This window comes from Pseudomonas sp. IPO3778 (assembly GCF_013386825.1).
In the GTDB taxonomy this organism is placed as follows: Bacteria; Pseudomonadota; Gammaproteobacteria; order Pseudomonadales; family Pseudomonadaceae; genus Aquipseudomonas.
In genome coordinates, this window is sequence record NZ_JACARC010000066.1 from 53027 (window position 1) to 64548 (window position 11522).

Annotated in this window: 8 protein-coding genes; 2 read left to right on the top strand and 6 right to left on the bottom strand. The window is 61.4% G+C overall.

Annotated features, from left to right (window positions below; genetic code table 11):
- The first annotated feature begins 69 nt into the window (after positions 1-69).
- Complete coding sequence (gene sigX / locus HX855_RS28765) at positions 70-660, top strand: RNA polymerase sigma factor SigX (protein WP_008432648.1); 591 nt, start codon at positions 70-72, stop codon at positions 658-660.
- Positions 661-767: 107 nt separating this feature from the next.
- On the top strand, positions 768-1751 hold the full coding sequence (locus HX855_RS28770) for an OmpA family protein (RefSeq protein WP_177082319.1): 984 nt from the start codon (positions 768-770) through the stop codon (positions 1749-1751).
- Between the two features lie 60 nt (positions 1752-1811).
- Here the strand turns inward: HX855_RS28770 and cobA are convergent, their stop codons facing one another.
- The 6 genes from cobA to HX855_RS28800 form a co-directional block, all read right to left on the bottom strand.
- Positions 1812-2555, bottom strand: a complete 744-nt coding sequence (gene cobA / locus HX855_RS28775) for a uroporphyrinogen-III C-methyltransferase (protein WP_177082317.1) — start codon at positions 2553-2555, stop codon at positions 1812-1814.
- Between the two features lie 9 nt (positions 2556-2564).
- On the bottom strand, positions 2565-5273 hold the full coding sequence (locus tag HX855_RS28780) for a nitrate reductase (RefSeq protein WP_177082315.1): 2709 nt from the start codon (positions 5271-5273) through the stop codon (positions 2565-2567).
- Positions 5273-5590 (bottom strand): nitrite reductase small subunit NirD, encoded by a 318-nt coding sequence (gene nirD / locus HX855_RS28785; RefSeq protein WP_177082313.1) that lies wholly within the window; start codon positions 5588-5590, stop codon positions 5273-5275. Before nirD ends, HX855_RS28780 begins: the two co-directional genes overlap by 1 nt.
- A complete protein-coding gene (nirB, locus tag HX855_RS28790; RefSeq protein WP_177082311.1) occupies positions 5587-8040 on the bottom strand; it encodes a nitrite reductase large subunit NirB in 2454 nt (817 codons plus the stop codon). The genes nirD and nirB overlap by 4 nt, the downstream gene beginning before the upstream one ends.
- A 232-nt stretch (positions 8041-8272) precedes the next feature.
- Positions 8273-9943 (bottom strand): bifunctional protein-serine/threonine kinase/phosphatase, encoded by a 1671-nt coding sequence (locus HX855_RS28795; RefSeq protein ID WP_177082309.1) that lies wholly within the window; start codon positions 9941-9943, stop codon positions 8273-8275.
- Complete coding sequence (locus HX855_RS28800) at positions 9943-11154, bottom strand: NarK/NasA family nitrate transporter (protein ID WP_177082307.1); 1212 nt, start codon at positions 11152-11154, stop codon at positions 9943-9945. Before HX855_RS28800 ends, HX855_RS28795 begins: the two co-directional genes overlap by 1 nt.
- Between the last annotated feature and the right edge of the window lie 368 nt (positions 11155-11522).

Genomic DNA, 11522 nt, shown 5'->3' on the forward strand with positions numbered 1-11522 from the left:
TGTACGCCGCCGCAATCCTGGGTATCCAGGCTGTAGCGGACATTGACCTGACTGTCGGCACGACTTGTTTTGAATAAAGCCCAAACGCTGTCCACGCGCTATGACCCCCGTGAGCTCTCTGATGAGGAGTTGGTCGCGCGCGCGCACACGGAGCTGTTTCACGTAACACGCGCGTATGAAGAATTGATGCGCAGGTATCAACGCACTCTGTTCAACGTTTGTTCAAGGTATTTAGGGAACGATAGAGATGCGGATGATGTCTGTCAGGAAGTGATGCTCAAGGTGCTATACGGCCTGAAGAACTTCGAGGGCAAATCGAAGTTCAAGACATGGCTATATAGCATCACGTACAACGAGTGCATCACGCAGTATCGGAAGGAACGGCGAAAGCGTCGCTTGATGGATGCTTTGAGTCTGGACCCCCTTGAGGAAGCGTCTGAAGAGAAGGCGCCAACCCCGGAAGAAAAGGGCGGACTCGATCGCTGGCTGGTGCATGTGAATCCGATTGACCGGGAAATTCTGGTGCTACGATTTGTCGCAGAGCTGGAATTTCAGGAAATTGCTGACATCATGCATATGGGTTTGAGTGCTACAAAAATGCGTTACAAACGCGCTCTTGATAAATTACGTGAGAAATTTGCGGGCAGTACTGAAACTTAGTGCGTGGCAAATATCTCTTACGTGTAGGCAAGTTCTGTTAGACTTGCCGCCGAGTTGTCCCCCGGTATGTGGGACTGCTTTACAATCACCAGATGGGGATTTAACGGATGAAACTGAAAAACACCTTGGGCTTGGCCATTGGTACTCTTATTGCTGCTACTTCCTTCGGCGCTCTGGCACAAGGCGAAGGCGCAGTTGAAGGCCAGCTGTTCTACAAAAAGCAGTTCAACGATAGCGTCAAGCATATCGAAGACGGCTACAATCCTGGCGCCAGCATCGGTTACTTCCTGACCGACGACGTGTCGATCAACCTGAACTACGACACTACCAACCACACCCGTTCGAACGACGGTACCGGTAGCCAGAAGATCAAAGGTGATACCGGCAGCGTTACTGCCCAGTACCACTTCGGTCAAGCTGGTGTCGACTCCCTGCGTCCATACGTAGAGGGCGGTTTCGGCCACCAGAGCCGTACCAACGTACAGGCTGATGGTCACAGCGGTCGCGATCAGTCGACCCTGGCTATCGCTGGCGCTGGTGTGAAGTACTACTTCACCGACAACCTGTTCGCACGTGCTGGTGTTGAAGCTGACTACGCACTGGACAACGGCAAGTGGGATTACTCCGCACTGGTTGGTCTGGGCGTAAACTTCGGCGGCAACGCTGGTAAAACTGCTCCAGCTCCTGCTCCAGCACCAGCTCCAGAGCCAGTTCCAGAGCCAGAAGCTCCGGTTGCTCAGGTTGTACGTGTTGAGCTGGACGTGAAGTTCGACTTCGACAAGTCGGTTGTTAAGCCTAACAGCTACGGCGACGTGAAAAACCTCGCTGACTTCATGAAACAGTACCCACAAACCACCACCGTTGTTGAAGGTCACACTGACTCCGTCGGTCCTGACGCTTACAACCAGAAGCTGTCCCAGCGTCGTGCTGACGCTGTTAAGCAAGTCCTGGTCAAAGACGGTATTGCTCCTAACCGTGTAAGCTCGGTTGGTTATGGCAAATCCCGCCCAGTTGCTGACAACGCAACTGAAGCTGGCCGTGCTATCAACCGTCGCGTAGAAGCCTCGGTAGAAGCACAAGCAGCTCAGTAATTACTGAGTTGTAGAAAAAAGCCCGGCTTAGGCCGGGCTTTTTTTCGCCTGGAATTTGTTTCAGGCGCGAACGCAGGCTATGGCTTCCAGCGCCTGCATCGCCGGGACAACCCGCCCAATCACCAGGATCGCCGGGCTCTTCAGGGCGAACGCCTGCGCATCATCGTGCATCCGGGACAGGCTGCTGCGGCATTCACGCTGCTGTGGCAATGAGGCGTTTTCGATCATCGCCACCGGCATGTCATCGCTCATGCCAGCGTCCCGCAACTGCTGGCGAATCTCCCCCAGCTTCGCCACGCCCATGTAGATCACCAGCGTCGTGCCACCCTCGGCCAGTGCCCGCCAATTGAGGCTGCTGTCGTCCTGAGTGTGGGCCGTGACCAGCGTTACCCCACGGCTGACACCGCGCAACGTCAGCGGGATATCACACTGGGTGGCCCCGGCCAGCCCGGCTGTAATGCCGTTGACCAACTCCACCTCCACCCCATGCTGCCTGAGCCACGCGGCCTCTTCGCCGCCGCGACCAAAAATACACGGATCGCCGCCCTTGAGCCGCACCACGCACTTGCCTTGCCGGGCATAGCGCAACATCAGACGGTGGATAAACGCCTGCGGGGTGGAACGGCAGCCGCCGCGCTTACCCACTGTGATCAGCCGTGCGGCGGGGCAATGCTCCAGCAGCGCCGGGTTGACCAGATCATCGATCAGCACCGCATCGGCCTCTCGCAGAGCCCTTGCCGCCTTGAGTGTCAGCAGTTCCGGGTCGCCGGGGCCTGCGCCCACCAGCCAGACTTTTGCGCTCATATGCTTCCCTCACACCGTGATCGCGAGCGGCTGCGTACCGCTCGCCAATAGCCGTTTGATTTCGGGCACACAGGAGCCGCATTGCGTGCCGCAACCCAGTTCCTGCTTCAGCCCATTCAGGTCCAGGCCCCGGGCAATGCCGGCGCAGACCGCGCTTTCGCTGACGTTTTTGCAGTTGCATAACGTCTTGTTGCTGGTCGAACCGCCCCCCGGTGGCGCACTCAGGGGGGCCAGCAGCCAGCGTCGCAACTGGTCGTCGGTGCGACCTTCCAGCCACAGGCTTTGCAACCAGTGGCGAGCCAGGGTTTCGCCGGCCAGGCGGATGGCGGTGATACGGCTCTTTTCAATTTTTACCCGCTTGCCAATGGAGCGCCGCGGGTCGTCGTAGGCCATGACCGGGCCGTCATTGAGGCCCAGCAGTTGGTCGATCTGCTTAAGCAGCTCAAGGGCGGGCGCTTCGTGATGCGCCGCACGAATCAGCAGGGCCGGACGCTCACGGCCAGTCAGGCTCAGGCTGACGTAGGCAAAGCCCTCGCACAGCGGTCGCAAGGCTTCAAAGTGCTGCTGCACATCGCCTTCAATCAGCGCAAACAAGTGCCAAGGCAGTTGCACCGCCTCCAGGCGTACGCCGCTGTGTTTGAGTTCCGGCTGCTTGGACAGCGGATCGAATGCCGGCTGGGTGAGCGCATTCACGCCGCCTTTTAGAAACCGGTCGCCCCAGTGCATCGGCAGAAACGCCTGGCCAGGACGCACGCTGTCATCGCTGGCGACAGCCACAATCACGCTGCCGCGCCGGCTTTTCAGGCTGATCAGGTCGCCTTCCTTCAAGCGGTGCCGGCGCAGTTCATCCGGGTGCAGGCTGAGCAACGCTTCACTGACATGCCCGAACAGCTGAGCCGCGGTGCCGGTGCGGCTCATGCCATGCCATTGGTCCCGCAGGCGCCCGGTGATCAAAGTGAGTGGGAAACGGGCGTCACGTTGCTCCTTGGCGGCGCGATAAGGGTCGGCCACAAAGTGTGCGCGTCCTGTCTCGGTAGGAAAAACACCGTCGGTGTACAACCGCGGGGTGCCGCGCACTGCGTTGGCCGGGAACGGCCATTGTTGCGGGCCGATCCGGTCCAGCAGGGCGTGACTGATGCCCGACAAATCCAGGTCGCGGTCACGGGTCAGCAGTTTGTATTCATCAAAGATCTGCGCCGGGTGTTCAAAGGCAAAAAGACCTGGTTTGCCGGGATGCAAACGGTGCTCCAGGCGCTGAGCAAAATCTACGGTGATGGCCCAGTCTGGACGCGCTTCTCCTGGTGGGACGATGGCCCGTCGAACGTGGGAAATGCGCCGTTCAGAGTTGGTAACCGTGCCTTCTTTCTCGCCCCAGCTCGCCGCCGGTAACAACAGGTCGGCGAAACGCGCAGTCTCGGTTGTACGAAAAGCTTCCTGCAGCACCACAAACGGGCACGCCTCCAGGGCCTGGCGCACGGTGTTCTGGTCGGGCAGGGATTGGGCCGGGTTGGTGCAGGCAATCCACAGGGCCTTGATCGTGCCGGCCTGTACCTGTTCAAACAGTTCGATGGCGGTCAGCCCGGTGCTGGCCGGCAGGTGTTCAACCCCCCAGTAGGCGGCCACTTCTGCGCGATGTTCAGGGTTGGCCGCCTCACGATGCCCCGGCAGCAAATTCGACAAGCTGCCTGTTTCCCGCCCGCCCATGGCATTCGGCTGACCGGTCAGGGAGAACGGTCCGCAGCCGAGGCGGCCAATGGTGCCGGTCGCCAGGTGCAGGTTAATCAAGGCGCTGTTCTTTGCGCTGCCCGCGGTGGACTGGTTAAGCCCCATGCACCACAACGACAGAAAGCTCGCCGAAGTACCCACCCATTCCGCGCACAGTCGCAGTTGCTCGACGCTGATCCCGCACAACTGCGTGACCATTTGCGGTGTGTAGTCGTGGACCAGGCGTTTGAGCTCCGCCAGGCCGTCGGTGTGGGCCTGGATAAAGTCGCGATCGATCCAGTCTTCCCACAACAGCAAGTGCAAAATCCCATGGAACAACGCGACATCCGTCCCCGGCAGGATCGCGAGGTGCAGGTCAGCCAGGTCGCAGGTGTCGGTGCGCCGGGGGTCAATCACCACCACTTTCATCTGGGGCCGACGGGCTTTGGCTTCCTCCAGGCGTCGGAACAACACTGGATGTGCGTAGGCCATGTTACTGCCGACAATCATCACGCAGTCGCTCGACTCCAGGTCCTCGTAGCTGCACGGTGGCGCATCGGCCCCCAGGCTGCGCTTGTAGCCGACCACCGCCGAAGACATGCACAGCCGCGAGTTGCTATCGATGTTGTTGGTGCCCACCAGCGCTCGCGCCAGCTTGTTGAAGCTGTAGTAGTCCTCGGTCAGCAACTGCCCGGAGATGTAGAACGCCACGCTGTCCGGCCCGTGTTCGGCGATGGTCTCGGCGAACACATTCGCCGCGTGCTCCAGGGCGGTGTCCCAATCGGCGCGGCTGCGGGCAAGGCCCTTGCCCAGACGCAGTTCCGGGTACAACGCGCGGGCGGTGAGGTCACCGGTCAGGTGCAGGCTGGCGCCCTTGCTGCACAGCTTGCCGAAGTTGGCCGGATGGCTCGGATCACCGCTGACGCCGAGGATCTGCGAGCCATCATGCTCGATCAGCACGCCGCAACCGACCCCGCAGTAGCAGCAGGTGGACGCGGTGGTCTGGCGGTCCATCAACCGGCGTCCCGCAGCGCCAACATCACCCGGCCGTTCTCCACGCGGGCCGGGTGATGGTGGGCGCAACCGACGTCCGGAGCCTGGGCTTCACCTGACGCCAGGTCGATCTGCCAGTTATGCAGCGGGCAGGCCACACGTTTGCCGTAGATCAGCCCTTGGGACAGCGGGCCGCCCTTGTGCGGGCAGCGGTCGTCGAGGGCGAACACTTCGTCGTCACTGGTCCGAAAAATCGCGATGTCACCTTTAGGCCCGGTGATGATGCGCGAGCCCAGGGCATTGATTTCTTCGAGGGCGCAGATATCCAGCCAGTTCATGCCGGCACCTCCAGCAGTTTGATGGGGAGGGTGTCGAATTCCTTTTTCAGCAGCGGCTGTTCCAGGCGTTCTTTCCACGGGTCTTGTTCGAACGACAGGGAGAATTGCAGGCGTTCATTGAGCGCCTGGCGCCGCGCCGGGTCTTCCAGCACGGCCTTCTTGATGTGCTCCATGCCCACCCGCTGCAGGTAGTGCACGGTGCGCTCCAGGTAGAAGGCTTCTTCCCGGTAGAGCTGTAGGAAAGCGCCATTGTATTCGCGCACTTCTTCGGCGGTTTTCAGCTTGACGAAGAACTCGGCGACTTCAGTCTTGATTCCGCCATTACCGCCGATGTACATCTCCCAGCCGGAATCGACGCCGATAATTCCCACGTCCTTGATCCCCGCTTCCGAGCAATTACGCGGGCAGCCCGACACCGCCAGCTTGACCTTGTGAGGCGACCACATATTGAACAGGTCATGCTCCAGCTCGATCCCCAGTTGCGTGGAGTTCTGCGTACCGAAGCGGCAGAACTCGCTGCCGACGCAGGTCTTCACGGTGCGGATGGATTTGCCGTAGGCATGGCCGGACGGCATGTCGAGATCTTTCCACACGCCGGGCAGGTCCTGCTTCTTGATGCCCAGCAAGTCGATGCGCTGTCCGCCGGTGACCTTGACCATCGGCACGTTGTACTTGTCTGCCACGTCGGCGATGCGCCGCAGTTCCGACGGATTGGTCACACCGCCCCACATCCTCGGGACGACCGAGTAGGTGCCGTCTTTCTGAATATTGGCGTGGGCCCGCTCGTTGATCAGGCGCGATTGCGGGTCGTCTTTCGCCTCACCGGGCCAAGTGGAAATCAGGTAATAGTTGAGTGCTGGGCGGCAGGTGGCGCAACCGTTCGGGGTGCGCCAGTTCAGGTAGCTCATGGTGCCGGCGATGGTCAGCAGGTGCTGGTCGCGGATGGCCTGGCGGATCTGCCCGTGGTTGAGGTCGCTGCAGCCGCAGATGGCTTTTTCGCTTTTCGGCTTGACGTCCGCCGCGCCGCCCACGGTGTTGATCAGGATCTGCTCTACCAAGCCGGCGCACGAACCACAGGAACTCGCGGCCTTGGTGTGCTTCTTCACGTCGTCGACGCTGAACAGCCCGTGTTCCTGAATCGCCTTGACGATGGTGCCTTTGCACACGCCGTTGCAGCCGCAGACTTCCGCCGTGTCGGCCATGCTCATGGCTTTGTCCTGGCCCTGATGGCCTACATCGCCGATGGCGTTTTCACCGAACATCAGGTGATCGCGGATCTCGCCAATGGCATGGTTTTCACGGATCTGCCGGAAATACCAACCACCGTCGGCGGTGTCGCCGTACAGGCAGGCGCCGACCAGGATATCGTCCTTGATCACCAGCTTCTTGTAGACGCCGCCAATCGGGTCGGAAAGGGTGATGGTCTCCGTGCCTTCGCCACCCATGAAGTCCCCGGCGGAGAACAGGTCGATGCCGGTGACTTTCAATTTGGTCGAGGTCACTGAACCCTGATAACGCGCGAAGCCCAGCTGGGCGAGGTGGTTGGCGCAGACCTTGGCCTGCTCGAACAGTGGGGCCACCAGGCCGTAGGCAATCCCGCGATGGCTGGCGCATTCACCGATGGCATAGATGCGCGGGTCGTAGGTTTGCAGGGTGTCGTTGACCAGAATCCCGCGGTTGCACGGGATGCCGGATTTCTCCGCGAGTTCGGTGTTGGGGCGGATGCCCGCGGCCATCACCACCAGGTCGGCGGGGATCACATCGCCATTCTTGAATTGCACCGAGCCGACACGGCCATTGCCGGCGTCATGCAGGGCCTGGGTCTGCTCCTGCAGGCGGAACACCAGGCCACGGCTTTCCAGTTCGGTTTGCAGCAACTGGCCGCTGGTCTTGTCCAGTTGCCGCTCCAGCAGCCACTCGCCGATATGCACCACGGTCACGTGCATGCCGCGCAGCATCAGGCCGTTGGCGGCCTCCAGGCCCAGCAGGCCGCCGCCGATCACCACGGCGTGCTTGTGGGTCTTGGCGGTGTCGATCATGGCCTGAGTGTCGGCGATGTCGCGGTAGCCGATCACACCCTGCAACGTGTTGCCGGGGATCGGCAGGATAAACGGCGTGGAGCCGGTGGCGATCAGCAGGCGATCGTATTCGGCTTCGCTGCCGTCTTCGGCGATGACCTTGCGTTTGACCCGGTCGATCTGCACCACTTTGCGGTTAAGCAGCAGCTTGATGTGGTTGTCGAGGTACCAGCTCAAATCGTTGAGCACGATCTCTTCGAAGGTCTGCTCACCGGCCAGCACCGGCGATAGCAGGATGCGGTTGTAATTGGTGTGGGGCTCGGCGCCGAAGACGGTGATGTCGTACAGGTCGCTGCTCAGCTTGAGCAATTCTTCAAGGGTGCGAACCCCGGCCATGCCGTTGCCGATCATCACCAGTTTGAGTTTCTTCATGTCGTTCTCCGCAGTGGCTCGACAAATCGTGCGCAACAAAAAAAGGCGTCCCCGCTACGTAAGTAGCGAGGACGCCTTTGTCCTGGTCCCGTTCTCTCGGGAAGCTCGACCTTCGACGTTGAAGGTGCGGCTATATGTGTGTTGATGGAAAAACTAATGCAGCGGTTGTGCCAAGTAACGTTCTGGCTGGATTTGTTCAGTCTGAGGCCGAGGCATCGACATTTTTCGCCTCTTAGTGGTGCAGCAGCCAGTACAACAGCACCAGATTGATCAGCAACGACAGCGCGGCCAAGGTTTGCCAGACCTTCAGCGGCTCGCGCTCCAGTAAGGGTTTGGGCCGCAGGCTCAACTCGCGGCGGTCCGCCTGTTCCAGTACCCGCAACCATTCCTCGGCGGTTTCATAGCGTTGCTCAGGTGGCGCGGCGACTGCGCGTTCCAGGCTCTGTTGTAGCCAGTCGGGCAGGTCGGGGCGGTAACGGCTGGCGCTGACAGGCGTGCTGAACCTGGGCCGTTGGAACGCTTCGATTTCACCGTAGGGATAATGCCCGGTCAGCAGGTAATACAAGGTCACGCCGACGCTATACAGATCCTGCTGCGGGGTAGGGTGTTCGCCATTGAAGGCTTCCGGGGCGATAAAGCTCGGCGTGCCCGGCAACAGGTGCGCACGATCCTCGGAGAGCCCGGGGCAGTAGGCCAGGCCGAAGTCCAGCACACGCAATTCGCCATCGTCGCCCAACAGCAGGTTTTCCGGCTTGATGTCGCGGTGCAGGATCTGCCGGCGATGCAGCAGCCCGACCGCGCGCAACAAGCGCTCCGCCAGGGATTGCCACTTCGCCAGGGGCAATGGGCCCTGCTGCTTGAACAGTTCGGCCAGGGTTTGCCCGGCGTATTCACGCATCACGTAGTACAAATGCTGACGACCACTGGCCGGATGGACTTCAGGAAACGCCCGGCCGGCGACACGGCGCAGGAACCATTCCTCCGACAGCAGCGCCTGGGCGGCGAATACGTCGTCGTCATGGCTGACCGGCAAGGTTTTCAACAGCCAGGCCTGTTGCTGGGCATCGCGCACCCGATAGAGCAGTGACTGGCGACTTTGCCCCAGCAGCGCTTCCACCTGCCAGCCTTCGAAACGTTGGCCAGCTTTCAGGGGCGGCGGCAGTGGCCATTGCTGCAACTGCACCAGTGCATCCCCCAGGGTGGCGGCGCCGAGCTGGTCGACCCGCACCAGCAGGGCGCTGGCATTGTCCTGGCTTCCTGCCAGATGCGCGGCGCTGACCAGCGTGTTCACCGCCAGGTCCAGGTCCGACTGTTCCCGCAGGATCGCGCCAATGGCGTGATCCCCCAGGGTCGCCCACACACCGTCGCTGAGCAGCAGAAAACATTCGCCCGCCCGCAACTCGCCGTCGAGGAAATCCAGCACCAGATGCTGATCCAGGCCCATGGCGCGCTTGAGCACATGCTGCATGCCCGGTTGTTCCCAGACGTGCTCTTCGCTGATGCGCTGCAACTCGCCGTCCAGCCAGCGATACACTCGGCAATCCCCCACGTGGGCCAGGGTGAAACGCTGCCCGCGAAACACCAGGGCACTGAGGGTGGTCAGCAGTGGCAGGCCGCCACCGTTGGCCTGCAGCCAGCGATTCTGTGCCACCAGCAAGCGCTCCAGCGCCTGGGCCACGCCCCAGGTTTGTGGTGTGGCGTAGTAGTCCAGCGCCAGAGCCTGCAAGGTCGAGCGCGCGGCCAGCCCGCCATCGGCGCACTGGCTGACGCCGTCGGCGATGGCGCACAGGTAACCTTTGCTGGCGGCCAACTCAGGGGCGGGAGTGACCAGGCGCAAAGCGTCCTGGTTTTCTTCCCGCGGGCCCATGGCACTGGCCTGGGCGAAGCTCAGTTGCAGGGTCATCAGACCCGCGCAGCCGTCACGGCCGCCGAGCCCCAGGTGGTTCTCCAGCGGCGCTTGACGCCGTACAGGCCAAACCAGGCCAGCACGCCCAGGCTGGCGAACAACCACAGCGCCAGTTGATAGCTACCGGTGCTTTGCTTGATCGCACCCATGCCGGCCGCCAGGGCGAAACCGCCGATGCCGCCGGCCATACCGATCAGGCCGGTCATGACACCGATCTCCCGATGAAAACGTTGTGGCACCAGTTGGAATACGGCGCCGTTACCCGCACCCAAACCGAGCATGGTGCAGACGAAAAGCGCCAGTGCCGCGTAGGAACTTGGCAGGTTAAAACCCACCGCCGCGATGCAGATCGCGGCCACGGCGTACATGCCGAGCAGGGTACGAATCCCGCCAAAACGGTCGGCCAGGGCGCCGCCCAAAGGCCGCATCAGGCTGCCACCAAACACGCAGGCGGCGGTGTAGTAACCGGCGGTCACCGGGCTCAGGCCGTACTGGTCGTTGAAGTAGCCGGGCAGGGCGCTGGCCAGGCCGATAAACCCGCCGAAGGTCACGCTGTAGAAGAACATGAACCACCAGCTGTCGCGGTCGCCCAAGGCTTTGAAGTAGTCGGCCATGGACTTGGCTTTGGGCCGTTGGGGGGCATTGCGGGCGAGCCAGGCGAAGACGATCAGGGTCAGCACCAGTGGGATCAGCGCAAAGCCGAACACATTGCTCCAGCCAAACGCTGCGGCCAGTACCGGTGCCAATATCGCTGCAAATACCGTCCCGGAGTTGCCGGCGCCGGCGATGCCCATGGCCTTGCCCTGGTGTTCGGCGGGGTACCACTGGGACGCCAAAGGCAGTGCGACGGCAAACGATGCACCGGCCATGCCGAGGAACATGCCCAGCACCAAGGCTTGTTCGTAGCTGTGAATCCCCAGCTTCCAGGCGCCGAACAGGGCGCAGATGACAATCACCTGGCCAATCAGGCCGGCGGTCTTGGGGGAGAGTTTGTCGGCGAGCATGCCCATCAGGAAGCGCAGCACGGCGCCGGCCAGGATGGGGGTGGCGACTACCAGTCCGCGTTGTTGGGTAGTGAGGTGCAGGTCGGCGGCGATTTGCACGGCCAGGGGGCCTAACAGGTACCAGACCATGAAACTCAGGTCGAAATACAGGAACGCGGCGAACAGGGTCGGGGTGTGACCGGATTTCCAGAAGCTTGATTTCATCACGCACCTCAGCGGTAAAGGGGTCTTATGAGAAGGCCTGGTGATGGAACGGCTGTGGCCGCCCCATCGGCCCCGGGCTATGGGGCTAAAACGAAAAAACGCCGCCACCGGGTTCGCGTGGGCAAACCGGGTGTGCGACGTCTTTGTCGTGGAAGGGGCAACCGCCGTTGGCTACCTGTGGGGATTGATTAGCAAGAGGTGGGCCAACAGGGGTGGGGGTGGGTTTTGATGGTGTACATATCCGTTGCTGCGGTAACGGCCGCTATTGGTTCCGCTCTTACAGCGGGTCACTTTTGGCAAACGCCCCAAAAGTAACCAAAAGGTCTTTGCTCCACCACTCGGTGCCTCGCCTAGGCTCGGCATGCCCG

Excerpts from the sequence above, each read along its gene's own strand:
- HX855_RS28800 (WP_177082307.1), bottom strand. The coding sequence starts at position 11,154 with ATGAAATCAAGCTTCTGGAAATCCGGTCACACCCCGACCCTGTTCGCC.
- HX855_RS28795 (WP_177082309.1), bottom strand. The coding sequence starts at position 9,943 with ATGACCCTGCAACTGAGCTTCGCCCAGGCCAGTGCCATGGGCCCGCGG.
- nirD (WP_177082313.1), bottom strand. The coding sequence starts at position 5,590 with ATGAACTGGCTGGATATCTGCGCCCTCGAAGAAATCAATGCCCTGGGC.
- nirB (WP_177082311.1), bottom strand. The coding sequence starts at position 8,040 with ATGAAGAAACTCAAACTGGTGATGATCGGCAACGGCATGGCCGGGGTT.
- HX855_RS28780 (WP_177082315.1), bottom strand. The coding sequence starts at position 5,273 with ATGGACCGCCAGACCACCGCGTCCACCTGCTGCTACTGCGGGGTCGGT.
- cobA (WP_177082317.1), bottom strand. The coding sequence starts at position 2,555 with ATGAGCGCAAAAGTCTGGCTGGTGGGCGCAGGCCCCGGCGACCCGGAA.
- HX855_RS28770 (WP_177082319.1), top strand. The coding sequence starts at position 768 with ATGAAACTGAAAAACACCTTGGGCTTGGCCATTGGTACTCTTATTGCT.